This window comes from Pandoraea cepalis, assembly GCF_902459665.1.
In the GTDB taxonomy this organism is placed as follows: domain Bacteria; phylum Pseudomonadota; class Gammaproteobacteria; order Burkholderiales; family Burkholderiaceae; genus Pandoraea; species Pandoraea cepalis.
Map to the genome: position 1 here is coordinate 96,046 of NZ_CABPSL010000018.1, position 24,419 is coordinate 120,464.

Below are 24,419 nucleotides of genomic sequence, written 5' to 3' on the forward strand. Positions count from 1 at the left end.
AAAATCGGGGGGCGAGGGATCCACCTGGAACCAAGGAGTCAGACATGGCCGAACTGATGGACCGCGAAACCTTCCGCGCGGCACTCGAAGAAGCAATCAAGGGCAAGAGCGCGAACAAGGCACCGTTCAGCATCGCGTGGGCAAGCGGCAAACTATCGCGGGCGCACCTTGCTCGCTGGGCGGAGAACCACTATCACTATGTCGGGCCGTTCGCCGATTACCTCGGCTATCTGTACGCCCGTACGCCAGACCACATGACCGAGGCGAAGGACTTCCTGCTCGCGAACATGTACGAAGAGGAGATTGGCGGTGATCGCCACACCGACCTGTTGATCCGCTTCGCCGAAGCGTGCGGCACGACGCGCGAGCGCGTCGTCGACCCGGACAACATGTCGCCGACGACGCGCGGACTGCAAAGCTGGTGTTACGCGGTCGCCATGCGTGAAGATCCGGTGGTGGCGGTGGCCGGGCTGGTCGTCGGTCTGGAATCACAAGTGCCGTCGATCTATCGCAAACAGACGCCCACGCTGCGCGATACATACAAGTTCACGGACGAGGAAGTCGAGTTCTTCGATTTGCACATCGTCTCCGACGAGATTCATGGCGAGCGTGGTTACCAGATCGTGCTGGAGAACGCGAACACGCCCGAATTGCAGCGGCGCTGCCTGAAGATCTGCGAGATCGGTGCGCAGATGCGCCTGCTGTATACGACCGCGCTGTACTACGACTACGTCGAGAAGGAAGTGTCGCTGCCTGAGCTGGGATTGGCCGCCTGAACGACGTTCTGCCGCGCCGCCGCCCTCGACAGCAAGTCGCCAAACGGATCTTGCGGTGGCGCGGGTGTTGAAGACCTCTTGCAGGACGCAGCTTTCATGACGACCGTTCCGACTTTTCTGAACTATATCGACGGCGAATGGTGCGCGAGCCGCTCGGGCGCCACGTTCCAGAACCTGAACCCGGCCGACACGCGCGACGTCGTCGGCCATTTCCAGGCGTCGGGCGAAGCCGATGCGCAAGCCGCCGTGCGCGCCGCCGCCTCGGCATTCCCTTCCTGGAAGCGTCTGTCGGCGGGCGCTCGCGCCAGGATACTGCTCGACGCCGCCGGCTATCTCGAACGCCACGCCGAGCGCTTCGGCGAAGAACTCACGCGCGAGGAGGGCAAGCAGAAGGCGCTTGCCAAGGACGAGTTCCTGCGCGCGGCGCAGACGCTGCGCTACTACGCCATCGAGGCGCAATCCTACGGCGGCGAAACGTTTCCAAACGACGACAATGACATGACGGTATACACGGTGCGCGAACCGCTGGGTGTCGTTACTGTGATCTCGCCCTGGAATTTCCCTGTCTCGATCCCCGCACGAAAGATCGCCCCGGCGCTGGTGTGCGGCAACACGGTGGTGTTCAAGCCGGCATCCGATGCACCGTTAAGCGGATTGCGTCTGGCCGAAGCGTTTGTGGAAGCCGGCATCCCGAAGGGCGTGTTGAATTTCGTGACGGGCAGCGCTTCGGCCGTCGGTCCGACGCTGGTCGGCGCGCGCGAAGTACGAGCCATTTCCTTCACCGGCTCGACATCGGCCGGCGAGCAGATTCACCGAGCCGCGTCGCTGTCCACCCGCACCCAGATGGAGCTTGGGGGGAAGAACCCGCTGATCGTGCTCGACGTCGGCGATATCGATCGTGCCGTCGATCTGACCATCAAGGGCGGCTTCTCCCTCACGGGGCAAGCATGTACCGGCACCAGCCGGGTACTCGTCGCCCGCGCGATTCGCGCGATGTTCGTCGAGCGGCTCGCCGCCAGGACGGCGACACTCAAGATTGGCAACGGCATGCAACCGGGCATCGATATCGGACCGCTTGCCACAAAGAAGCAGTTGAGCACGGTGCTCGACTACATTGCGATCGGCAAACAGGAGGCCACGCTGGTGTGCGGCGGCGAGCCACTCACGCACGACGCCTATGCCCACGGATATTTCATCACCCCGGCGATCTTCGCAGACGTGCCGCGCGACGCGCGAATTGCACGAGAAGAGATCTTCGGTCCGGTCATTGCGGTGATCGACGTCGATGGTTATGAAGACGCCATCGCTGTGGCCAACGACAGCGACTACGGATTGGCTGCGTCGCTCGTGACGCAGAACGCCCGACTGATGCATCGGTTCGCCAGCGACATCGAAGCCGGCACCGTCAAGATCAACCGCACGACCACGGGCAATCTCATCAACGCGCCGTTCGGCGGTCTCAAGCAGTCGAGCACCGCGACGTTCCGGGAGTCCGGGCGCGATGGCCTCGAGTTCTATCTCCAGATCAAGACCGTGTATCGCGGTGCTTAATGCAAGCCGCGCACGTGTTCTCGTCAACTTATTCCCTCTAACATGAAACCCTTCTTCAAACTTGAACTTGCCGAAGCCCGCCACATGATCGCCGCGGCCATCGGGCGCTCGCAGGAAATCGGTGTCCTCGAATCCGTCTGCGTGGTCGACGAAGGCGGCTTCCCGCTCGCGCTCGAACGCATGGACGGCGGGCGCATCACCGGACCGCAAATTGCCTGGAACAAAGCATTCACGGCTGCCGGGCACAAGCGCTCAACGCATCTGTTCACCACGCCGCCGAATGGCCCGGCACTGCCTGGCAATGAAGCTTTCGGTATTCAGTGGAGCTTCGAGGGGCGCTTCGCGGCGTTTGTCGGGGGCTTTCCCATCGTGGTCGACAAGCAAGTGGTCGGTGGCATCGGCTTGTCGGGCGGCAACGGCGAACAAGATACGCAGGCCGGGCTGGCCGGGCTCGCGGCACTGCAGGCGCTGCTGCGCGAGAGCGGCAGAGAAGTGCTCGTGCAACCCGACATCAAGCTTTGACGGAGACGCGCGCCGTGAGCTATCGAATCACATGGATAGAGGCTCAGTGCAGCTTCGAGGCGACATCCGACGAAACTGTCCTCGAGGCAGCCCGGCGCGCGGGTGTCGTGCTGCCGTCCGAGTGTGAGTTCGGGGGGTGCGGGACCTGCCGGGTCAAGCTCGCGCAGGGGCAGGTGGAATATGACGAGATGCCGGACGCCCTTTCGCAGGACGAGGCCGACGCGGGCTACGCACTGCTGTGTCAGGCCCGCGCGTGCGCCGATCTGACGATCAGCACCGAGAGATTGCTCGATGCGCCCGCACCGGCGCAGCGACGTCAGGTGAGCGTTGTGCGCACGGAGCCGCTCGGGCCGGACGTTACGCGGCTGGTGCTGGCGTCGCGCGAGAGGGCGCCTTGGGTGTTCCGTCCCGGTCAGTATCTGAACGTGTTGCTCGGCGACACAGGGCCGCGCAGCTTCTCCATGGCGTGTGCGCCCCAAGCGGGTGACAGGCCAGGGGAAGTCGAGTTCCACATCCGCAGCATCGAGGGCGGATATTTCACCCAGACGCGTTTGAGCAAACTCCGTCCCGGCGACACGCTCGACGTGGAAGTGCCGTTAGGCGGGTTCGGTTATCACGAAGACGACTATCGGCCCATCGTGATGGTCGCCACGGGTACGGGCATCGCGCCGCTGCGCAGCATGCTGGCACAGATGCTCGCAAGTGGTGCGCCACCCATCGACCTGTATTGGGGCGGACGTACGCAAGCGGCGCTCTACCTCCACGACGAGCTGACCGCGCTCGCGAATCAGCACGACGACTTCCGCTACGTCCCGGTGTTGTCGCGTGCGGATGATAACTGGGCGGGGGCACGAGGTTATGTGCAGGACGCCGTGCTCGCCGATCATCCCGACCTTTCCGAGCACTCGGTGTATCTGTGCGGCTCACCGGTGATGATTGCCGAGGCGAAAACGACGTTCGTTGCCAACGGGGCCAGCGTACGTTACGTGTATGCAGACAGCTTCACGTTCCAGCATCCCGCGCGGGAAGACGCGGCCGCCTGAGTCGACTGAAGCGATTGCAGAGGGCGCGACGGGGCGGGGGGGCCGTCTGCCCTCTTGTCATTTGATGCGTCAGGCGCCGCGCTCGATGAATGTCTTGTAGGCGAGGGCAGCGAGTGCCACGTCCTGCAAACCGAAGCCAACGGCCTTGTAGACGACGATCTCGTCATCACGTTGGCGTCCAGGCGTCAGGCCTTCAAGAACATCACCCAGCTCGGCCACCCCGTTCCAGTCCACCAGTCCCGGAGCAGCCAGCATCAGGTCACCGGCTTCTTCTCGCGCCTGTTCTCGCAGTTCCACAACGATTCGGGCTGCGCGGGCGAGCGTGTTGTCATCGGTCTCGCGCGTGTGCGGCAGACTCGAACCGATGGCGGCGACGAACGCACCGGGGCAGAGCGCGTGGCCGTCGAAGAGCGGTGTGCTCGAGCGGGTGGCCGTGATGACGACGTCGGCACCGTCGAGCGCTTCGTCGGTCGTCACGGCGCTGGCCGTCACACCTTGCGCACCATAGGTCGCATCAAGCGATGCCGCAAGCGCCGCATCGCCCTCGATCCCGACGATGCGTAACGTCTTGATATCGGTGAACTGTGCCAATGCGTGCGCGTGTGCCGCGCCCTGAACGCCGGTCCCGAAAATGGCCGCGGTGTGTGCACCGCGACGCGCCAGCGCGCGTACGGCGAGCATCGTGGTCGCGGCGGTGCGCAGTCGGGTGATGGCATTGGCGTCCAGCGTGGCAAGACACGCGCCGTCAGAGGCGCGGAACAATACGATCACGAAATTGAACTGCCCGCGAAGGGTGGTGTAGACCTTGGCCCCGGCAACGTCGGCGCCGGGAAGCACCGCGCCGAGTGTGGAGAGTTTGGTGCCACGGGCTTCGGTGCGCACACGGCGTTGCACTGCCGCGGCCCCGCGAGCCAGCTCACGAAAAGCGCTCTCCAGTGCGGGAATGGCTTGTGCGAAGCCGATCAGCTTGTCGATCTGTGCGTCGGTCAAATGGATCATCAGGCGAGGTCCAGAGTGTTGATAAACATTTACGGTATACGGTATACTATTTATAAGGAGTGCTCAAACATCTTCGCCGATCATTCCGTGGAAGCCGCCAATCTACGATCGGCCGACAACATCGGGATTGGTTTTATTTTGATGTCGGTATACAGTATCCATTAATGCGCCGCACGACGGTGAATCCCGCCGGTACAAGGTGCGCGGCAGGGGGGGAGGAGGATGCATGCCAGTCGTCGTATTTCGTAGGAACGGGCAGACGTACCAGGACGAGGTAAAAGCCAATACCAACTTGGTGGTCCGGGCGGGCATCAAGCAGTTCCCGTTCCCCCATTTGCGTTATGAGTGCGGTATGGGCAAGTGCGCGCGCTGCGCCTGCCGGGTGCTGTCGGGCAGCGAACATTTGCCTGCACCGAACTGGAAAGAGAAGAAGCAACTGGGCAATCGGCTCGACGAGGGCTTCCGTCTCGCCTGTCAGTTGTGGATAGCGCAGGACATCGAACTGGCGCAGGACGACGAGCTGCCGGCGGCGCTCTGATCGCCGCGCATTGCCAAGCAGCGCGTAACGAGGAAAGCGAATGTACATCGTACTTACCAGCCGTCCGGGCCAATACCGCAGCGAGCCGACCCCCGGCATCACGCCGGTCGAGACTCACGACTACTTCTATGGTGCACGGCACGTCGCGGCATTTGTCATCGCCAGACTTGACGGACAGTCGCGCGTGAAGATCGTTGACGAGATGGACTCGAGCGGCACAAACCTGGTGCCCACGAAGTTCTTCGAGAAGTACGAGAGCGCACACGAGGCGGTAGCTTCACTCGAATCGCTGGTCCGGCACGATCACGCTAAGTCGCGGCTCAGCCGCCGAGATCCAGAGACACCGGCAAACGATAGGGTTCAGATCACGTTCATCACGAATGGCGGGAAGACAGTCGAGGCGCCGCCCAACAGCAATTTGCTGCGTGTCTCGCTTCGGGAAAAGGGCGGGATTCCGTTCAAATGCGGCGGTGGCCTGTGCGGCACATGCCGTTGTCGTGTGGAGGCGGGGCGTGAGCATACCGATGACGTCAAGCAAAAGGAGCGGCGGCATTTGAGTCCCGAGGAGCTTGCCAACGGTTACCGCATGGCCTGTCAGACGTTCATCAACGGCAACGTGAGCGTCTCATGGTAATCGCGCTCAACCACGCCGATCCCATGATCGAGCCCTTCTCCGCCCTGCCGGCCGGGCAGCGGCGGCTAATGCTCGATCTCGGTCCACGCTGGAACGATGACATCGTGGCGCATCGACAGGCGGTGATCGACTGCTACACGCCGATTCTGGCCACGGCGCCCAAGAGTCCGCACGTCGAGCGGAACGTGGCGTACGGCGAGCATTCGCGTCAGGTGATGGACATTTTTGCGCCCGTGGCGGCGCCCGGGGAAAGCGGGTCGGCGCTGCGTGAGGCGGTGCTGTTCATTCATGGTGGCGCCTTCGTGCGGGGCAACAAGAGCGTGAATGGCGAGGTGTACGACAATGTCTGCCATTGGTTCGCCCGGCAGGGCAAGGTCGCGATCAACGTCGAGTACCGGCTGGCCGACGAGGCGCCTTGGCCGGGCGGCGCGCAGGATGTCGCGCAAGCCATCGCTTGGGTGCATGCCAAAGCGGCGCAGTTGAGAATCGATCCGTCGCGCATCTTCCTGATCGGTCACTCGGCGGGTGGCACGCATGCCGCAAGTTGCCTTTTCGATCCGGCACTGACCGGATCGACCCCCGGGCTGAACGAGAAGGTCGCGGGGCTGGTATTGGTCAGCGCGCGACTGTTCGCTGATGCCAACCCGCGCAATCCGAACGCGGGTCCCGTGCGGGCGTACTTCGGCGCCGATGAAAGCCTTTATGCCGAACGGTCACCGCTGACTCACGGTGCGCGCCATACCGTACCGACGATGATTGCCATCGCCGAATACGAAAACAGGTTTCTCGACGACTACGGCGCGGCGTTTTTCCAGACACTGCTGCGTGCGCGAGGCGTGGCACCGCGATTCGTTCAGATGCGCTGCCACAATCACACATCGATCGTCGCGCATTTCAACTCGGGCGAGGACTGGCTCGGGCGCGAGATACTCGCGTTCATCGCATCTGTGCCCAATGCGCCGCATAGCGCTTGAGCGGGGCAGGCCGTTGACCCTGCGCAACGATAACGTCTCCGGGTTCGTGTACAGTCTACAAAAAGCCGTCGCTGCTATAGAATGCGGCGGTCATTGAGGCGTCGTGGAACGGGGAAATGCTTGTCCACTGGCGCGGAACGGTCGCTTAGTGGAGATTGGAATTATGGTGCGGGGAGCCACAGGGGCAAACGGTCGCGAGCCGATCATGCACCAGCAGTTGTCGGATCTGGTGATTGCCCGTTTGCGCGAGTCCATCACTTCGGGCGCCTACAGGCCCGGCGACCGCCTCGTCGAAGGCCGGATCGCACAGGAGCTCGATGTGTCGCGGGTACCGGTACGCGAAGCGCTGCGGGCGCTGGCGGTTGAGGGACTGGTGGAAGTTCGCCCTCGTCACGGTGCTGTCGTCGCATCGTTCGATCCGGCTGCGGCGCGCGAACTGGTACAGATTCGGGCCACGCTCGAAGGGCTGAATGCGCGTCTTGCGGCGGAGCACTGTACGCCCGAGCTCGTCAAGCGCATCGAGAAAGTGCTTCAGGCGGGCAACGCCAAGGTTGCCGCTGGCGAAACATCAGGCTTGCTCGAACTGAACGCGCAATTCCATGACTTGCTATATTCCGCGGGTGCCAACGCCATGCTCGCCGAGTTGATGCGCTCGATGCGCGACCGCTCGCGCATGCTGTTCGTGAATGCCAGTGACGAAGAAGTGCGCGTCACATGGGAAGAGCACGCCGCCATTCTGCGCGCCGTGCAGGCCGGCGATGCGGCATTTGCCGCGCTGCTCGCCGAGCGTCACGTCACACGCGCGGCTCAGTATTATCTCGATAACATCGCTCGCTGATCTGCGAGCGCGCGCCTGCACCAGTAACGCCGCCTCGCGCTCAGCCTACTGGCAACGTCGGCAATCACCCGGGCGCATTGTTCAGTTTGGCGATGTCCACTCTGCACATGCGCAGAATCCGGCGCCGTGTGGAGCGTCGTCGGAAAACGCTCGTATGTGCGTGTGCTTATTGGCGCGCCCGACTGGAATCGAACCAGTGACCCTCGGCTTCGGAGGCCGATACTCTATCCCCTGAGCTACGGGCGCTATGCTGACCACCGGGGGAGAAGGCGCGAACGCGCGACCGGTAGGCAAAGAGGTAGAAGCATAGCGGTTTTGCCGCGCGCCGTCCATGCCCCGTGCATCGTCTCGCCACACAATGCGGCAATTCGTTGCCAAGCGCCGCGTGCGCGCGGATTTACTGTGCATGCAATGCCTCCGCACTTCGCGCACGAAGCACGCGGAACACCGCTTTGGCTTTCGCGTAAGCTAGGGAAAACACGGGACTTTTGCGGCGTCTGCGCACCGCCTTGGCGTGTCATCGGTCAAGGGTTTGTTGCTACAATGGCTCGATATTTTGACCGGATGGCGCCAGCCGCCCGGGGTGATGCACTCGGTTTCCACAAAAATACTATTGAGAGATCCCGCATGAGTGAAGCACATAACGAGCATGAGTCTCTGATCAAAACACCCAAGCAGCTCATCGCCGCCGTCGTTGCGGGTTTCCTGGTTCCGATCGTCATCATCGTCCTGCTGGTCAATTACGTCGGCAATAACGCCCTGACCGGCGCCGGCAGTTCCGCCATGACCGAACAGGCCATCGCCGAGCGCATCGCGCCTGTCGCCAAGGTCGATATCAAGGACGCCAACGCACCACGCGTCTATCAGACTGGCGAACAACTCTACAAAGCCGTCTGCGCCGCCTGCCACGCCTCGGGTGCGGCTGGGGCGCCGAAGGTCGGCACCGCCGACTGGGCACCGCGCATTGCGCAAGGCTACGACGGCATGCTCAAGATCGCCCTCGCCGGCAAGGGCGCCATGCCGGCGCGCGGCGGCACCAGCCCCGACGACGTGACGGACTACGAAATCGGCCGGGCGATCGTCTACATGGCCAACGCCTCCGGCGGCAAGCTGCAGGAACCGGCGGCCCCGGCACAGCCCGCGTCGGGCGCCGCAGCTGCCCCGGCATCGGGCGCTCCCGCCGCGGCCTCGGGGGCCGACGCCAGTGCCGCCGCCGCCGCTGCTGCAGCGATGGCCTCGCTCAAGACCGCCGCCCCGGCCGCTGCCAGCGCGGGCAGCAATCTCGAAGCCGGCAAAAAGCTCTACAACACGGTTTGCATGGCCTGCCACGCGAGCGGCGTGATGAACGCCCCGAAGTTCGGCGACAAGGCCGCATGGGCCCCGCGCATCGCCACCGGCATCGATACGCTGCACAACGCGGCCCTCCATGGCCTGAACGCCATGCCGCCGAAGGGCGGCGCCGCCAACGCGTCGGACGACGACGTCAAGGCCGCCGTTGATTACATGGTGAGCGCGGCCAAGTAAATCGCCAAGTCAGCGGTCAGGTAAGCGCTCAAGCGCCAAGTCTGGCGTGAATCGCTCGGCACCCACAAGAATCCCCGCTTCGGCGGGGATTCTTGTTTCTGGCGTCCAACGAGCAGCGTCCAACTACCAATGGCGAGGGAGGCTGGATTACACCCGCACCGTCAGCGTCGGATCGAACGCCGTGTTCTCGACGCGTCCCTCGAAGCAATAGCCGCGCGGATTGCACAGCACCCGGGTCGCGCCGACGCGGTAGTCAAACGAATCGTGCGTATGGCCGTGAATCCACAACGCCGCATCGGAGGCTTCGACGAATGAGGTCAAATCCGAAATAAACGCCGGATTGACGAGCGACCCTGCGAAACGGGGATGGATACTCTGCGGCGTTGGTGCATGATGTGTGACCACGACGGTCGGGCCGTCGTGCGGTGCGGCGAGCACGCGCGCAAGCCAGGCGACGTTTTCGCGGCACAGCGCCGCGCAGTCGTCCGGCGAGAAGAACGGCAGATCCGCCCACGGCACCGCCGGATCGCCCACGCGAATGCGTGTGAAGTCGCGTACGAATTTGCGTGACTCCTCCACGACGTCGTCGTGCTTGCCGTCGGCATCGTACAGCGCGAAGTCCGTCCATAAGGTCGTGCCGACAAAGCGCACGCCGCCAATCACCTCCAATCGTCGCTCAAGCAGATGCACGTTCGTGCCCGCGCTCAGGTGCCGCAAGTCGGCCAGCGTGCCCGCCAGTGTCGCGCCGTAGAACTCGTGATTTCCGGGAACGTAGATGACGGGGCGCCCCAACGCTTTCGCCCACTCGATGGCTTGCGCCGGTCGGCCGATGTCGCCGGCGAGAATCGTGACGTCGGCGTCCACCTCGGGAATGGCCAACGGCGCCACGGACAAATGCAGGTCGGACAGGATATGCAGTTTCACGCACCAGCTCCACAAAGTCTTGGGATCGGTGCCGCACACGCGCCGCCGCCGTGTGCGCCGAGCGCATCACGTGAGCGCGGGCGGTGTGGGCATTGGGTCGAAATCAAGGCAATTCACGTTTTGTTTCGCCCGTTTTCTACCGACTATCGCCCGCGTCACGCCGATGGTCAAGATGTCTTTGTCATCGGCAGGATGCGCTTCTATAGTGAAACTTCACCTGACGAGTGGAGGCGAGCCTATGCGGAAACTGTTGGTTGCTGTTCTGCTTTGTTTGACCGGTCTGGTCGGGATGGTCGTGGCGTCGAGCCCGGCAGCCGCTTGCGATCAGACGTCTTCGGGTAGTGGCAAATAGCAGCAAGCATTGACTTTACGGTACGCCGTGCCGCCGCCGACAGCCCCGGTACGATGTCGCCGTTCCTCAAGCCAGCCCCCGCTCGCGGGGGCTATTCATAGGTAGGACGTGGTCGGCGCGCGTCGAGTCAGGCGCCCGAGGACGGGGTCTTGTTCGCCCCGCCCGCGAGCATGGCCTTGAGGCTGGCGAGCCGGTCCTTCGGCGACATGGGTGCGTCTTCGGGAGGCGGGGGCGGCGCTTCGTCGAGTTGCATCTCGGGCACGAAGCGCGAGACCTCGCACGAATAGGTTTCGCGTGCCCGCTTGCGCTTCTTGCACCACGACAGTTGCAGCGAGCGCTGCGCACGCGTGATGCCGACATACATCAACCGGCGCTCTTCCTCGATCTTTTCGGCGGTAACTTCTTCGTCCTCGCGAAGGTGCGGCAGGATACCCTCTTCCACGCCGACGAGAAACACGTGGGGATACTCCAGCCCCTTCGAGGCGTGCAGCGTCGACAGGCGCACGGCGTCGGGATCGTCGCCGTCGCGGCCTTCGAGCATCGACATCAGCGCAATGGTCTGCGTGAGTTCCATCAGGCTCTTGCCGTCGTCGTCGAGGCCGTCGGCCTTGTCGAAGCCGGTGGGCTGCGCCTCGTCGCCACGCGTGCCCTTGCGCTTCATCCATTCGAGGAATTCGAGCACGGTGGTCCAGCGCGATTGCGCCTGACGCTCGTCGAATGTGTCGTACAGATAGGCCTCGTAGTGAATCCCTTCCATCAGATCGTCGATGACTTCATTGGCCGGGTCGCGCGCCGCGCGCGCTGCAATGCGCTGGATGAAGTCGCAAAACGCACGCAGCGGTTCGAGCTGGCGCGGCGGCAGCCGCGCCTCGACCGCCCCCATGTAGACGGCCTCGAACAGCGACACCTTGGCCTGTCCCGCGAAGCTGCCGAGCACTTCGAGCGTGGTGCTGCCGACCCCCCGGCGCGGCGTGGTCACGGCGCGAATGAAGGCGGGATCGTCGTCGGGGTTCGCCAACAGCCGCAGGTACGCGCACAGATCCTTGATTTCCGCCTTGTCGAAAAACGACTGGCCGCCGGAGAGCACGTACGGAATGCGTTCGCGCCGCAGCACTTGCTCGAAGATGCGCGCCTGATGGTTGCCGCGATAGAGAATGGCATAGTCGCGAAACTCGGCGCGCCGCTCGAACTTGTGTGCCGACAAGCGAAATACGACCGACTCGGCTTCATGCTCTTCGTCGTTCATCGCCGTGACCGTGATCGGATCGCCCAGACCGTGCTCACTCCACAGCTTCTTCTCGAAGAGTTTCGGATTCTTCGCGATGACGTTGTTCGCCGCCGTCAGAATGCGCGACGTCGAACGGTAATTCTGTTCCAGCTTGACGACCTTGAGCGTCGGGAAGTCGACCTGCAACTGCTTGAGGTTCTCCAGCGTGGCGCCGCGCCAGCCGTAGATCGCCTGATCGTCGTCGCCCACGGCGGTGAACGCCGCGCGTGGACCCGCGAGCAGCTTGAGCAGCAGGTATTGGCAGGTGTTGGTGTCCTGGTACTCGTCGATGAGCAGGTAGCGCAGCTTGTTCTGCCAACGCTCGCGCACTTCCTCGTCGCGTTCGAAGAGTTGGGCGGGTAAGCGGATCAGGTCGTCGAAGTCGACGGCCTGATAAGCCTGCAACGTCGCCATGTAATTGCGATAGACGAGGGCGGCCTGATGTTCGTCGGCGGTTTCGGCGGCGGCCAGCGCTGTCTCGGGGGTGACCAGTCCGTTCTTCCAGAGCGAGATGGCGGTCTGCACGCCGCGAATCATCGCCTTGTCGGTCGTGCCCAACTGCTCCTGAATCAGCCCGAAGCAGTCGTCGGCGTCGAGAATCGAGAACTGCGGCTTCAACCCGACGTTCGCCGCCTCGCGCCGCAGGATTTGCACGCCCAGCGAGTGGAACGTACAAATGGTGAGTTGGTTGACGGGCACCTTGCGGCCTTCCTTGCCCGGCGTGGTCAGCAGCTTGCCTTCGAGCTGCTTGGCCACGCGCTCCCGCATTTCGGCGGCGGCCTTGTTCGTGAAGGTCACGGCGGCGATGTGCTTCGGCTCGAACCCCTTCGTCTCGATCAGCCAGGCGATCTTTTGCGTGATGACGCGCGTCTTGCCGCTGCCCGCCCCGGCCAGCACGAGACATGGGCCGTCGAAATAGCGCGTGGCTTCGTTCTGAGCGGGATTGAGCGGGAAGGAGGACATGGTGTGACGCGAAGGAGATGAAGACGGCGGCCGGCAAGGGTGCGCGCACGGCGAGGGCTGTGACGGCGATACGTGGCCGCCCGCCGGGGCGATGCATCGGCAAGCGCCGGGCGGTGGGCAAGTCTATCATGCGAGCGCCACGCGGCCGTGCGCGCCCGACAGGCGTTGTGCGAACGCCAACTGTGGGGCGGGCGCGACGCCGGAGGCTGGCGTCGACGCAGACCGGATGCCTATAATGAGCAACGTTGCCATCGTGGTGAGGTCGCCGTGCAATGTCCAACCTGTGGGACGAACAATGCGCCGCGTGCGCGGCGCTGTGCGCAGTGTGGCGCAAGACTCGCGCACGCCGAATCTTCCGGCTGGGTCACCGGCGCGCTCGTGTTCGGCACAGCGGTTTTCGCTGCCATCGCGCTGCTCGGCATCTGGTGGAATCTGCGCGCCCCCTACGTCGACCCGGTGCCCAAGTCATCCGACGCAATGACCGTCACCCCTTTCAACTCCGGTAACGATGCGCCGCCAGCCGTCGCGTCGGCCGCGCTGGCGGCCGCGGGTGCCGACCCTGCGTCAGGCGAGGCATCTGCCGCGCTGGCCCGGGCGCAGGCGTTGGCGGCGGTCGATGCGGCCGCGTCCGGTGCGGCGGCCGACGTCGCTTCGGCCAACCAGCCCGCGCCGCTCACCGCCTCGGCGGCCACCGCAGCGTTGACTGCCGCTGCCACGGCGCAAACATCGCCCCCGACCCGCAACAACGCGCCGGACGACATGATGCAACTGCTCAGCCGCCGCGCAGGGGCAGGTGCGGTCGGTAATACGGCGCGTCCGCCGGCCAATGTCGATCTTCCCGCGCATTTCGACAACAACGACATTGGCTCGATCGCCGCCGAAGCCCAGCCGGGCGCGGCACCGGTGGCATCACCGGCAGTGGCGCCGTCGGCGGCCAGTGCCGTGGCCGCAGCGCTTGCGCAGTGCGACCGCTATCGCTGGTATGAGGTAATACCGAAGCAGCGCTGTGTGTGGGCGGTGTGTAACGGACGCTGGGGCAAGAATGGCTGTCCGGCGGGCACGAATCCCGGCGAGTCACGCTGACCGGCGCACGCGCTCTGCGCGATCAAAAAAGCGCCCATTTCCCCGTGCGCGACGAAGGACTGGGAAAGCCCGTCCGACGGTGTTCAACGCCGATTGGCGCTCAGATAATCCGCGTCAAATTGACAGTCTTCGTCTTTCGCCGTAAAGTGCGCGAGCGTGGTCGGGAGAGCGCACCGGGAAGCACATGCCGGGGCCGCCGAAGGGGTAATACCCACAAACTCTCAGGCATCAAGGACCGTCCGCGCCGAAGGCATCGCCTTCGATCTCTGGAGAGCGGTTGCAGCGTGCGTGGCACGCGGGCAACCCACCGAAGGGGCCGGCACGAGCGGCATGGCGCACAGCGCGCCGCACGCACCGGGCAATCTCTCAGGTACCAAGGACAGAGGGGTCATCTCGCCAACTGGCATTGCGCCGGGCTCGTGCACATGCACGCGCCGGACGCGGAAAGTGCCGGTCGTCGAGATGACCCCTTTTTGCATTGTCGGACGCCATATTCCGACATGCCTGACCCTTGATGCCTTGATGCCCCGATGACCGAACTCAAACGCACTCCGCTCAACGATACGCACCGCGCCGCAGGCGCCCGCATGGTCGATTTCGGCGGCTGGGACATGCCCGTGAACTACGGCTCCCAGATCGAAGAGCACAACGCCGTGCGCACCGATGCCGGCATGTTCGACGTCTCGCACATGTGCGTGGTCGATCTGCATGGCCCGAGCTGCCGCGAATTCCTGCGCTACGCTGTCGCCAACAACGTCGACAAGCTGCAAACCCCGGGCAAGGCGCTCTACACCTGCATGCTCAACCCGAGCGGCGGCGTGATCGACGACCTCATCATCTATTTCATCGCCGAAGACTGGTTCCGCGTGGTGGTCAACGCCGGCACGGCCGACAAGGATCTCGCCTGGATCGGTCAGCTCAACGCGCACGGCGATTACAGCCTGACGATCATTCCGCGCCGCGATCTGTCGATCGTGGCGGTCCAGGGCCCGAACGCCCGCGCCAAGGTGTGGCAGGCGGTGCCGGGCAGTCAGGCCGCGAGCGAAGCGCTCAAGCCGTTCAATGCCGCTTTCGCCAAGGACACGGCGTTCGGCGAGTTGATGATCGCGCGCACTGGTTACACCGGCGAAGACGGCTTCGAAGTGATCGTAAACGCCGATCACGTGGCCGCGCTGTGGAACGCGCTGGTCGCGGCGGGCGTGCGTCCGGCCGGGCTGGGCGCGCGCGACACGTTGCGTCTCGAAGCCGGCATGAACCTGTACGGCCAGGACATGGACGACGACGTGTCGCCGCTGGACGCCGGCCTGGGCTGGACCGTCGAGAAGGAAAGCGATCGCACGTTCGTCGGCAAGGACTCGCTGCTCTCGCGCGGCCAGACGTGGCGCTTCGCGGGCCTCGTGCTCGACGGCAAGGGCGGCGTGCTGCGCGCGCACCAGGTCGTGGTGACCGAGGCGGGCGACGGCGAAATCACCAGCGGCACGTTCAGTCCGAGCCTGCAGCAATCGATCGCGTTCGCCCGTTTGCCGAAGGGCGTGCCGGACGGCGCGACGGTCCAAGTGCAAATTCGTGACAAGCAATTGCCCGCACGTGTGGTCAAATTACCGTTCGTGCGTCACGGCAAGGCCGTGGTGGCCTGAGCAACACGGCGCCACGGTGCGGCGACACGAATTACCGATAACCGAATACCCCAAACACTGAATCCCGGAGCGTCAACATGGCGAATATCCCCGATAACCTGAAGTACACCGAGTCCGACGAATGGGCCCGCCTCGAAGCCGACGGCACCGTGACCGTGGGCATTACCGATTTCGCGCAGGAATCCCTGGGCGACATCGTGTTCGTCGAACTGCCGGACACCGGCCGCACCGTGGCGGCGGACGAAGCCTCGGCCGTGATCGAATCGGTCAAGGCAGCGGCCGACGTGCACTCGCCGGTCAGCGGCGAGATCCTCGAGACCAACACCGAAGTGTCCGGCTCGCCCGATCTGGTCAACACCGACGCTTACGGCAACTGGCTGTTCCGTCTGAAGCCGTCGAACACGGCCGAGCTGGACAAGCTGCTGGGCGCTGAACAATACGCCAAGAAAATCGGCGGCTGATGCCCCGGACGGTGCCGCGAGACCTTCGGTTCGCGCGGCACCGTCCCGGCTGCCGCCCCCGCCGTCACTTGCCGTGATCGAACGAGAGATCTGACCCATGAATGCTTTGACTGACCTGCAAGCGCCGCGCCGCTCGCTCTCCGAGCTGGAGCAGCGCGACAACTTCTCCGCGCGCCACATCGGCCCGGACACCCCCGAACAACAGGCGATGCTCGCCGAGCTGGGCTACGCGTCGCGTGCCGCATTGATCGACGCCGTGGTCCCCGCGTCGATCCGTCGCGACGGCGCGCGCTTCGCCCAGTCGCTCGGCCCGTTCGCCGCCGCGCAAACCGAATCGCAGGCGCTGGCGCAACTGCGCGCGCTGGCCAGCCAGAACCAGGTGTTCAAGTCGTTCATCGGTCAGGGCTACGCCAACACGTTCACGCCGGGCGTGATCCTGCGCAACGTGCTGGAAAATCCGGCCTGGTACACGGCCTATACGCCGTATCAGCCGGAAATCTCGCAAGGCCGTCTCGAAGCGCTGCTCAACTATCAGCAGATGATCATCGACATGACGGGGCTGGCGATCGCCAACGCGTCGATGCTCGACGAAGCGACTGCCGCCGCCGAGGCGATGACGCTGGTCAAGCGTACCGGCAAGTCGAAGTCGAACACGTTCTTCGTGGCCGATGACGTGTTGCCGCAAACCATCGAAGTCGTGCAAACGCGCGCCAAGCCGCTGGGCTTCGAAGTGCAGGTCGGCCCGGTGGCCGCCGCGGCCGATGTCGATGCGTTCGGCGTGCTCGTGCAATACCCGGGCGTGGGCGGCGACGTGCGCGACTATCGCGCGCTGGCCGACGCGATCCACGCCAAGGGCGGCATGCTGATCGCCGCCGCCGATCTGCTCTCGCTCACGCTGCTCACGCCGCCGGGCGAGTGGGGCGCTGACGTCGCCATTGGCAACAGCCAGCGCTTTGGCGTGCCGATGGGCTTTGGTGGCCCGCACGCCGCCTACCTGGCCACGCGCGACGAACTCAAGCGCTCGATGCCGGGCCGTCTGGTCGGCGTGTCGGTCGATTCGCAAGGCAAGCCGGCGCTGCGTCTGGCGCTGCAAACGCGCGAACAACACATCCGCCGCGAGAAGGCGACATCGAATATCTGTACTGCGCAGGCGCTGCTCGCCATCATGGCCAGCATGTACGCCGCGTACCACGGCCCGCAGGGGCTGCGCATCATCGCCGAGCGCACGCATCGTCTGACGGCCGTGCTGGCCGCCGGTCTCACCGCACTGGGCGCCGCGCCGCGCAACGCCACGTTCTTCGACACGCTGACCGTGCCCGTGGCCGGCCGTGCCGATGCCGTGCACACGGTGGCCGCTGCACGCCGCTTCAATCTGCGTCGCGAAGACGCCGACACTGTCGGTATCTCGCTCGACGAGACGAGCACGCGCGACGACGTGATCGCCCTGTGGGAAGTGGCGGCCGAGGGCCTCGGCAAGAGCGCCGTCTCGCTGGACTTCGACGCCATCGAGGCCACCGTCTCGAACGGCTACCCGGTGGCACTGGCGCGCCAAAGCGCGTATCTCACGCACCCGGTGTTCAACCGCTACCACTCCGAACACGAAATGCTGCGCTATCTGCGCAGCCTGTCCGACAAGGATCTGGCGCTCGACCGCACGATGATCCCGCTTGGTTCGTGCACGATGAAGCTCAACGCCACCTCGGAAATGCTGCCGGTGACATGGCCCGAATTTGGTCAGATTCACCCGTTCGCGCCGACGGAACAAACGGTCGGCTACCGTACGATGATCGATCAGCTCGAGCAGATGCTCGTGGCCGCGACCGGCTACGCCGCCGTCTCGCTGCAGCCGAACGCTGGCTCGCAGGGCGAGTACGCCGGTTTGCTCATCATTCAGGCGTATCACGCATCGCGCGGTGAAGCGCATCGCGACATCTGCCTGATTCCCGCGTCGGCGCACGGCACGAACCCGGCGTCGGCCCAGATGGCCGGCATGCAGGTCGTGGTGGTCGCTTGCGACGCCAACGGCAACGTCGATCTGGCCGATCTGCAGGCGAAGGCCGAGCAGCATCGCGACCGTCTTGCCGCGATCATGATGACGTACCCGTCCACGCACGGCGTGTTCGAAGCCGGCGCGCGCCAGATCTGCGAGATCGTGCATGCGAACGGCGGTCAGGTGTATGTCGACGGCGCGAACATGAACGCCATGGTCGGCCTGTGCGCACCGGGCGAATTTGGCGGCGACGTCTCGCACTTGAACCTGCACAAGACGTTCTGCATTCCGCACGGCGGCGGCGGCCCGGGCGTGGGTCCGGTCGCGGTGGGCGCGCATCTGGCGCAGTTTCTGCCGAACCAGCACTCGACGGGCTATTCGCGCGACGCCAACGGCATCGGTGCCGTGTCGGCCGCGCCGTATGGTTCCGCCTCGATTCTGCCGATTTCGTGGATGTACGTTGCCATGATGGGCGCGCAGGGCCTGACGGCCGCCACCGAGACGGCTATCCTGAACGCGAACTACGTCGCGAAGAAGCTCGCGCCGCACTACCCGGTGCTGTACAGCGGCCCGGGCGGGCTGATCGCGCACGAGTGCATTCTGGATCTGCGTCCGCTCAAGGACACCAGCGGCATTACGGTTGACGACGTGGCGAAGCGCCTGATGGACTTCGGCTTCCACGCCCCGACGATGAGCTTCCCGGTGCCGGGCACGCTGATGGTCGAGCCGACGGAATCGGAATCGAAGCACGAACTCGACCGCTTCATCGAGGCGATGATCGCGATTCGCGAGGAAATCCGTGCCGTGGAAGAGGGCCGTGCCGATCGCGAGGACAACCCGCTCAAGCACGCGCCGCACACGGCGGACGTGGTGACGGCGGACGAATGGCCGCACGCCTACGCCCGCAGTCAGGCGGCGTACCCGGTGAAGTCGCTGCGCGAGCGCAAGTACTGGCCGCCGGTCGGACGTGCCGATAACGTCTACGGCGACCGGAATCTGTTCTGCGCCTGCGTGCCGATGAGCGACTACGAATAAGCGTCGCGAAAGCTTGGCAATCAGGGGCTGGCAGACACGTTGCCGGCCCCTTTTTGTCTCTATGGATGTCACGCGAATGCGCCGGAGGGGTGGCATTCGTCGCGTCACCGCCACGTTTCAGAAATTCAGGAATGCCCCATGGCCGTTTCAGTTTTCGACTTATTCAAGATTGGTATCGGACCGTCGAGTTCGCATACTGTGGGGCCGATGCGCGCGGCGCTGATGTTCGTGCAAGGTCTGGAGCGCGACAGCCTGCTGCCGCAGGTGGCGACGCTGCGTGCCGAGCTGTATGGTTCGCTCGGCGCCACGGGCAAGGGCCACGGCACCGACAAGGGCGTGCTGCTCGGCTTCATGGGCGAGGCGCCCGATACGGTCGATCCGGCGACGATTGCAGGGCGTTTGGCCACGCTGCGTCAGGCGAAGGTGCTGTCGATTCTTGGCAAGCACGAGGTGCCGTTCGTCGAGAAGGAACACATGGTGTTCTACCGTCGCGAGGCGATGGCCGAGCATCCGAACGGCATGAAATTCCACGCGTTCGATGCCGAGGGCAACAAACTGCGCGAAGGGCGTTATCTGTCGGTCGGCGGCGGGTTCGTTGTGACGGCGGGGGCGTCGAACACGCAGGTGCTCGCCGCGCACGACCAACTGCCGTATCCGTTCCGCACGGGCAAGGAACTGCTCGAGATGTGCCGCGCAAGCGGCAAGACCATCGCGGAACTGATGTGGGAGAACGAGAAGGTCTGGCACCACGGCGACGCGGCAACGGCGGAAGCGGATATTCGTCGCGGGTTGCTCAACATCTGGAACGTGATGCAGTCGTGCGTGACGCGTGGTTGCGGCATCGGGAACGACGATGCCGACGGCGAACTGCCGGGGCCGCTGCATGTGCGACGTCGCGCGCCGGAGTTGTATCGCCAGCTCACGCAACGTGCCGAGCGCACGCTGTCCGATCCGCTGTCGGTGATGGACTGGGTGAACCTCTACGCGATTGCCGTCAACGAGGAGAACGCCGCGGGCGGCCGCGTGGTGACCGCGCCGACGAATGGCGCGGCGGGCATCATTCCGTCGGTGCTGCATTACTACGACCGCTTTGTGCACGGCGCGAACGAGCAGGGCGTGATCGACTTCCTGCTCACTGCCGGGGCCATCGGCATTCTGTACAAGCTCAACGCGTCGATTTCCGGGGCGGAAGTGGGATGCCAGGGCGAAGTCGGGGTGGCGTGTTCGATGGCTGCGGGGGCACTGGCTGCGGTACAGGGCGGCACCGTCGAGCAAGTCGAGAATGCGGCCGAAATCGGCATGGAGCACAACCTTGGCCTGACGTGTGATCCGGTCGGCGGGCTGGTGCAGATTCCGTGCATCGAGCGCAATGCGATGGCGTCGGTGAAGGCGGTGAATGCGGCGCGCATGGCGTTGCGCGGCGACGGTGCGCACTACGTGTCGCTCGATTCCGTCATCAAGACGATGCGCGAGACGGGTGCCGACATGAAGACGAAGTACAAGGAAACGGCGCGCGGCGGGTTGGCGGTAAATATCGTGGAGTGCTGATAGTTCGTTAATTTGAATGTTTTTGATGTGCAAGCTGCGTGGCGCGAGTCACGCAGCTTTTTCTTTTTGCGGCGTGGCTTTCGTATCTGTACCGGCGGGTGAAATTCATCGGGAGAATCCCAAACCAGAATTGGGGGATGTCGCTGAGAATGTGGACTTTCAATGTCGTAGCAATCGCCAAATGCAGGACGCGAGACGACCGTTGGCGGTTCACAGAGAGGAAGGGTAATGCGAAGCAGGCAATCTGGCATTTTTCTGATCTCCGCCGCGGTCGCAGTGGGTGTCGTCGGCATGCTGGTTACGTTTTGGGGCGTTCAGCAGAGTCGTCAAATGCGCATTGAACGTGCGGAACGAATCGGCGAGTCGCTCAAGGTCATCGGCAATGCGGTGGAAACGTTCACGGTGAAGCATCATGGAGAGATCGACAAGTTGCTTTCTGGTGCGATGCCTTCGTTCAGTGTCAATGGTGAAACCTTCACCAGGACGGGAGATCCTGGGCCGGGAAAGGTGACAGAGATCAAGGGATTGACCGCGGGCAACGTCATCCGGGCGCTAAAACTCCCGGGTGTCGGCACAAAGCCGCCTCGTGGCGTCGGCGAGTATGCGATACGGGTGTATCGCGTTTGCGACGCGGGCGTCGCATCGTCATGCCGCATCGAGACGCTTACCTATCTGACCGAGCCGATAAAGCAGACGTACTCGTCGGCGCCGGATCTCAATCTGGCGGTTGTCGCGGCAAAGAAGATGGGCGTGTATGGCGGGCTGTCGACGGCGGATAACGCGGCGCAGTTCCGATTCATCGAACAGGCGGAAGGCGCGGCCCCGGTGGCGAACCCACTGAATCTGCCCGGGTTGATCGCCATGCGTGGCGGAGCCCAAACAAAGGATCTGAATAACGTTGTCTCGCGGGACGGTTCGCGCGCGATGACAGGGGATTTGAATTTTAAGGATCCCGGCACGTCACAAAAGTACAGCATCGTCGGGGTTCGCGACATCAAGGCTGAGGGCGCGATAGACGTAGGTCGGCTCAATATCGCTGACAAGGCCGTGGCCGGGGAAATGGACGCCGGTGCCTTGACGACCCGATCCCTCACGACCAGCGGGCCGTCGACATTCGGCGGTGAGCTGAACATGGGCGAGAAGGATGTCAGGAACGCGAATACCATCGAGGCGAAGGAGGTCAAATCCAAGCGACTCCGATCGACGTCCGGCATTGTTGAGCTTACCAATGTGCAATCGGAGAACGAAGCATGCAATGGCTCCGGTATTGCTGTGGATGGCGGGGGTAAAGTCTTGTCGTGTCAACCCGATGAGTCGAGTGCGACTGGACGATTGTGGAAGCTTTCCGGCACGCCAAAATCCAAGGGGGATATCCCGTCGGACGTGGTTGGGGACATCGCGAAGGACGTCATTACCGATATGGTTCTCGTGGGCGTGGACCGGGGCGAGTCGTGGTCGATCTGGAAGCTCCCCGTGAGCGGCGTCGCCTCGCTGGGTGGCGCGCATTATCGGCCGGCGCTGCAAGGCTACTCGGCCTCGAACGCAATCATTTGCGGATTTTCGTCTCGTGCGGAAGCGGAGGTCACACCCCGGTGGCGCAACCATGAGCCACAACTCACGCGGGACGGCTCGGGAACCTACACGCTGGCCGGGGCAAGCCGGTACCCGATGCTGTGTTTGACGCGTGATCGGCAACTGCCGGTATTCGAGATCGACAGAACCTTCAAGATCAGTGCCACGCGCTATCGAAGTAATCACGTTGAATTTGAACGGCACCTTGCAGATTTGATGCTGGGCGGCTACACGACAAACAAGGTCAAGACGTACGCCGTAGGAACACGGGTGTGGAACATTTCCGATTTCACGCGTTTTTATGGGAACGGCGAGGGATACCTGATCAAGGGGGCGCGGGCATGCAATGTGGAAACGTTCTTCAAGACCCGAGAAGTGCAGCCTGAGTATGGGAACAAAAACGTGGAGACACAGACGCGTAGCGATGGCGTGTACGTTCCGTATACCCAATGGCAGTATTCGCACTTTCGCGCCAGGTGCCGCTTCGATTCCGTTCAGGATGTGCGCGACGCGGGTTTCGAGGCGTCGTAATCTGAACGGTTGCGACTTGCCTGATTAGACTTGTCCGATAAGTAGGGCAACATCGTTACCCGATGCATTTGCAGGCTTCGCTTCATCGCCACAGACGTGACAGGTGTGGCCGGTGACGGTCACGCTGGCGTGTCGATCGTCGCGCGAACGTCTGCTGACCTTGCCTTTGAGCCGTGCGGCGGTTGTCGCACGGCTTATCTATTTGCGGTCTGCGTTTCTGGATTCGTGACGCTCGTCGAACATTAACGGGAGAATCCCAAGCCCGCCGTGAGTGACATCGCGGACAATGCCCCCATCTCAACGATTCCGCGACAGTCGCGAAATGCGATGCCGTGCGTTTGCCGGACGAATTCATAAAGGGCAGGTCAATGCGAAGACATCAATCAGGGATCTTTCTCGTCTCCGCCGCAATCGCGGTGGGCGTCGTGGGTATGCTGGTGACGTTCTGGGGCGTTGAGCAAAGTCGTCAGATGCGCATGGCGCGCGCGGAGCGAATTGGTGAGTCGCTCAATATGGTGGGCAACGCTGTCGAAACGTTCACCGTGAAGCACCACTCGGATATCGAGAAGTTGCTCAGTGGCAAAGAAAGGTCGTTTACCGTAAATGGGGTGACGTTCAAATCGGCCGATACAGGGCCGAACGGGACGTCGGAGATAGCGGATTTGAGTGCAGATGACGTCATCAGGGCGCTGCAACTTGGCGGTGTTGCGACGACGCCGCCGCGAGGGGTCGGAGATTACGCGTTGCGCGTGTACCGGGTGTGCGACGCTGGCGACGCGAGGTCATGTCGGATCGATACGCTGACGTACTTGACCGAGCCAATAAAGAAGACGTATTCGTCCGAACCAGATCTCAATCTGGCCGTCGTCGCGGCCAAGAAGATGGGGGTATATGGCGGACTGTCGTCGATGAATGAGGCGGATAAATTCAACTTCATCGGACAGACTTCAGAGGTGTTGCCTGTGGCAAACCCGCTCGGACCGATTCCCGGGATCATCGTGATGCGAGGTGGGTCGCAGACAAAGGACCTGAATAACACGGTCATGCGTGATGGATCGCGCGACATGACCGGCTCGCTGAAGTTTGCCAGCACGGATACGAAGGGCGCGTCCGTCTCTCGCGATATCGTGGGTGCGGAGAACATTGAAGCATCGGGTACGCTGAACGTAGGCAGTATCGTGGCTGGCGCCACCGCCGTTAAAGGCACGCTGGATCTGGGATCGGAAGCTAACAGGAGGCCTGTGCATAACAATATCGTCAACGCGGGCAACATCGAAGGCAAGGGGCAACTGAAGATGGCTAGCGCGAGCGTTGGGGCGCTGGTGGCGGAGGCGGACGGCGCGACGATCAACGGCAAATTGAATCTGAGTAACAACGACATTGAAGCGGCGAAGTCGGTGTCGGCAGGCAAGGTTTCCGCGGAGAAGGTGGAGTCGAGAGAACTGAAATCAAAGTCCGGCGTTGTTGAACTGGGCGATGCGGTTACGGAAGGCGAGGTGTGTGACGTTTGGGGACTCGGGAGAGACACCCATGGCCGAATCTTGTCTTGCCAAAAAAATGACGGACAGAGCTGGCGGTGGGGGGGTGTCAGAATTTCCGTGTTCAAGGCGAGTTGAGAATTACACGGACGGTCGAACGAATCGATCCGCGTAAAGGA

Annotated in this window: 19 protein-coding genes, 1 tRNA gene and 2 riboswitches; of the genes, 16 read left to right on the forward strand and 4 right to left on the reverse strand. The window is 63.4% G+C overall.

Going from position 1 to position 24,419, the window contains the following annotated elements:
• Positions 1–44: 44 nt before the first annotated feature.
• The 4 genes from PCE31106_RS19445 (at position 45) to PCE31106_RS19460 (ending at position 3,892) form a co-directional block, all read left to right on the forward strand.
• The gene (locus tag PCE31106_RS19445) at positions 45–776 is read left to right on the forward strand and encodes an iron-containing redox enzyme family protein (protein ID WP_150564414.1); all 732 of its coding nucleotides are present in this window, start codon (positions 45–47) and stop codon (positions 774–776) included.
• 96 nt (positions 777–872) lie between these two features.
• A complete protein-coding gene (locus tag PCE31106_RS19450; RefSeq protein WP_150564415.1) occupies positions 873–2,327 on the forward strand; it encodes an aldehyde dehydrogenase family protein in 1,455 nt (484 codons plus the stop codon).
• Between the two features lie 42 nt (positions 2,328–2,369).
• A complete protein-coding gene (locus PCE31106_RS19455) occupies positions 2,370–2,849 on the forward strand; it encodes a GlcG/HbpS family heme-binding protein (RefSeq protein WP_150564416.1) in 480 nt (159 codons plus the stop codon).
• A gap of 14 nt (positions 2,850–2,863) precedes the next feature.
• Positions 2,864–3,892 carry a 2Fe-2S iron-sulfur cluster-binding protein gene (locus PCE31106_RS19460; RefSeq protein ID WP_150564417.1) on the forward strand — a complete coding sequence of 343 codons (1,029 nt, stop codon included), beginning with the start codon at positions 2,864–2,866 and terminating at the stop codon, positions 3,890–3,892.
• Between the two features lie 69 nt (positions 3,893–3,961).
• Here the strand turns inward: PCE31106_RS19460 and PCE31106_RS19465 are convergent, their stop codons facing one another.
• A complete protein-coding gene (locus tag PCE31106_RS19465; protein WP_150564418.1) occupies positions 3,962–4,891 on the reverse strand; it encodes an ornithine cyclodeaminase family protein in 930 nt (309 codons plus the stop codon).
• 226 nt (positions 4,892–5,117) lie between these two features.
• Here PCE31106_RS19465 and PCE31106_RS19470 point away from each other — a divergent pair, with 226 nt between their 5' ends.
• The 4 genes from PCE31106_RS19470 (at position 5,118) to PCE31106_RS19485 (ending at position 7,875) form a co-directional block, all read left to right on the forward strand.
• Complete coding sequence (locus PCE31106_RS19470) at positions 5,118–5,429, forward strand: 2Fe-2S iron-sulfur cluster-binding protein (RefSeq protein ID WP_150564419.1); 312 nt, start codon at positions 5,118–5,120, stop codon at positions 5,427–5,429.
• Positions 5,430–5,793: 364 nt separating this feature from the next.
• Positions 5,794–6,063 (forward strand): 2Fe-2S iron-sulfur cluster-binding protein, encoded by a 270-nt coding sequence (locus PCE31106_RS24395; RefSeq protein WP_254441199.1) that lies wholly within the window; start codon positions 5,794–5,796, stop codon positions 6,061–6,063.
• Positions 6,057–7,037, forward strand: coding sequence for an alpha/beta hydrolase (locus tag PCE31106_RS19480; protein WP_254441195.1), 981 nt, complete (start codon positions 6,057–6,059; stop codon positions 7,035–7,037). The genes PCE31106_RS24395 and PCE31106_RS19480 overlap by 7 nt, the downstream gene beginning before the upstream one ends.
• Positions 7,038–7,200: 163 nt before the next feature.
• On the forward strand, positions 7,201–7,875 hold the full coding sequence (locus PCE31106_RS19485; RefSeq protein ID WP_150564420.1) for a GntR family transcriptional regulator: 675 nt from the start codon (positions 7,201–7,203) through the stop codon (positions 7,873–7,875).
• Between the two features lie 170 nt (positions 7,876–8,045).
• On the opposite strand, the gene PCE31106_RS19490 is transcribed toward PCE31106_RS19485, so the two are convergent.
• Positions 8,046–8,121, reverse strand: a tRNA-Arg gene (locus PCE31106_RS19490).
• A gap of 381 nt (positions 8,122–8,502) precedes the next feature.
• Between PCE31106_RS19490 and PCE31106_RS19495 the strand changes: the two genes are divergently transcribed.
• Positions 8,503–9,399: a c-type cytochrome gene (locus PCE31106_RS19495; protein ID WP_174975310.1), complete on the forward strand. Its 897-nt coding sequence runs from the start codon at positions 8,503–8,505 to the stop codon at positions 9,397–9,399.
• A 147-nt stretch (positions 9,400–9,546) separates the two neighbouring features.
• On the opposite strand, the gene PCE31106_RS19500 is transcribed toward PCE31106_RS19495, so the two are convergent.
• Together PCE31106_RS19500 and PCE31106_RS19505 are read right to left on the reverse strand one after the other, a co-directional pair.
• Positions 9,547–10,323 carry a metallophosphoesterase gene (locus tag PCE31106_RS19500; RefSeq protein ID WP_150564422.1) on the reverse strand — a complete coding sequence of 259 codons (777 nt, stop codon included), beginning with the start codon at positions 10,321–10,323 and terminating at the stop codon, positions 9,547–9,549.
• 479 nt (positions 10,324–10,802) lie between these two features.
• Positions 10,803–12,905 carry a UvrD-helicase domain-containing protein gene (locus PCE31106_RS19505; RefSeq protein ID WP_150564423.1) on the reverse strand — a complete coding sequence of 701 codons (2,103 nt, stop codon included), beginning with the start codon at positions 12,903–12,905 and terminating at the stop codon, positions 10,803–10,805.
• Between the two features lie 267 nt (positions 12,906–13,172).
• Between PCE31106_RS19505 and PCE31106_RS19510 the strand changes: the two genes are divergently transcribed.
• From PCE31106_RS19510 to PCE31106_RS19540, 7 genes are all read left to right on the forward strand, one after another.
• Entirely contained in the window at positions 13,173–13,988 is an 816-nt protein-coding gene (locus PCE31106_RS19510; RefSeq protein ID WP_150564424.1) for a zinc ribbon domain-containing protein, read from the forward strand.
• A gap of 151 nt (positions 13,989–14,139) precedes the next feature.
• Positions 14,140–14,236, forward strand: a riboswitch (glycine riboswitch).
• Positions 14,237–14,244: 8 nt separating this feature from the next.
• A riboswitch (glycine riboswitch) is annotated at positions 14,245–14,381 on the forward strand.
• Between the two features lie 137 nt (positions 14,382–14,518).
• On the forward strand, positions 14,519–15,625 hold the full coding sequence (gcvT, locus tag PCE31106_RS19515; RefSeq protein WP_017233614.1) for a glycine cleavage system aminomethyltransferase GcvT: 1,107 nt from the start codon (positions 14,519–14,521) through the stop codon (positions 15,623–15,625).
• Between the two features lie 77 nt (positions 15,626–15,702).
• Positions 15,703–16,086 carry a glycine cleavage system protein GcvH gene (gene gcvH, locus PCE31106_RS19520; RefSeq protein WP_150564425.1) on the forward strand — a complete coding sequence of 128 codons (384 nt, stop codon included), beginning with the start codon at positions 15,703–15,705 and terminating at the stop codon, positions 16,084–16,086.
• A 97-nt stretch (positions 16,087–16,183) separates the two neighbouring features.
• The gene (gene gcvP / locus PCE31106_RS19525; RefSeq protein WP_150564426.1) at positions 16,184–19,111 is read left to right on the forward strand and encodes an aminomethyl-transferring glycine dehydrogenase; all 2,928 of its coding nucleotides are present in this window, start codon (positions 16,184–16,186) and stop codon (positions 19,109–19,111) included.
• Between the two features lie 138 nt (positions 19,112–19,249).
• Positions 19,250–20,659, forward strand: coding sequence for an L-serine ammonia-lyase (locus tag PCE31106_RS19530; RefSeq protein WP_150564427.1), 1,410 nt, complete (start codon positions 19,250–19,252; stop codon positions 20,657–20,659).
• 228 nt (positions 20,660–20,887) lie between these two features.
• The gene (locus PCE31106_RS19535; RefSeq protein ID WP_150564428.1) at positions 20,888–22,762 is read left to right on the forward strand and encodes a hypothetical protein; all 1,875 of its coding nucleotides are present in this window, start codon (positions 20,888–20,890) and stop codon (positions 22,760–22,762) included.
• 368 nt (positions 22,763–23,130) lie between these two features.
• Positions 23,131–24,378, forward strand: a complete 1,248-nt coding sequence (locus tag PCE31106_RS19540; RefSeq protein WP_150564429.1) for a hypothetical protein — start codon at positions 23,131–23,133, stop codon at positions 24,376–24,378.
• The last annotated feature ends 41 nt before the right edge of the window (positions 24,379–24,419 follow it).

Excerpts from the sequence above, each read along its gene's own strand:
- PCE31106_RS19530 (WP_150564427.1), top strand. The coding sequence starts at position 19,250 with ATGGCCGTTTCAGTTTTCGACTTATTCAAGATTGGTATCGGACCGTCG.
- PCE31106_RS19455 (WP_150564416.1), top strand. The coding sequence starts at position 2,370 with ATGAAACCCTTCTTCAAACTTGAACTTGCCGAAGCCCGCCACATGATC.
- PCE31106_RS19470 (WP_150564419.1), top strand. The coding sequence starts at position 5,118 with ATGCCAGTCGTCGTATTTCGTAGGAACGGGCAGACGTACCAGGACGAG.
- PCE31106_RS19480 (WP_254441195.1), top strand. The coding sequence starts at position 6,057 with ATGGTAATCGCGCTCAACCACGCCGATCCCATGATCGAGCCCTTCTCC.
- PCE31106_RS19445 (WP_150564414.1), top strand. The coding sequence starts at position 45 with ATGGCCGAACTGATGGACCGCGAAACCTTCCGCGCGGCACTCGAAGAA.
- PCE31106_RS19540 (WP_150564429.1), top strand. The coding sequence starts at position 23,131 with ATGCGAAGACATCAATCAGGGATCTTTCTCGTCTCCGCCGCAATCGCG.
- gcvH (WP_150564425.1), top strand. The coding sequence starts at position 15,703 with ATGGCGAATATCCCCGATAACCTGAAGTACACCGAGTCCGACGAATGG.
- gcvP (WP_150564426.1), top strand. The coding sequence starts at position 16,184 with ATGAATGCTTTGACTGACCTGCAAGCGCCGCGCCGCTCGCTCTCCGAG.
- PCE31106_RS19495 (WP_174975310.1), top strand. The coding sequence starts at position 8,503 with ATGAGTGAAGCACATAACGAGCATGAGTCTCTGATCAAAACACCCAAG.
- PCE31106_RS19485 (WP_150564420.1), top strand. The coding sequence starts at position 7,201 with ATGGTGCGGGGAGCCACAGGGGCAAACGGTCGCGAGCCGATCATGCAC.
- PCE31106_RS19465 (WP_150564418.1), bottom strand. The coding sequence starts at position 4,891 with ATGATCCATTTGACCGACGCACAGATCGACAAGCTGATCGGCTTCGCA.
- PCE31106_RS19535 (WP_150564428.1), top strand. The coding sequence starts at position 20,888 with ATGCGAAGCAGGCAATCTGGCATTTTTCTGATCTCCGCCGCGGTCGCA.
- PCE31106_RS19505 (WP_150564423.1), bottom strand. The coding sequence starts at position 12,905 with ATGTCCTCCTTCCCGCTCAATCCCGCTCAGAACGAAGCCACGCGCTAT.
- PCE31106_RS19450 (WP_150564415.1), top strand. The coding sequence starts at position 873 with ATGACGACCGTTCCGACTTTTCTGAACTATATCGACGGCGAATGGTGC.
- gcvT (WP_017233614.1), top strand. The coding sequence starts at position 14,519 with ATGACCGAACTCAAACGCACTCCGCTCAACGATACGCACCGCGCCGCA.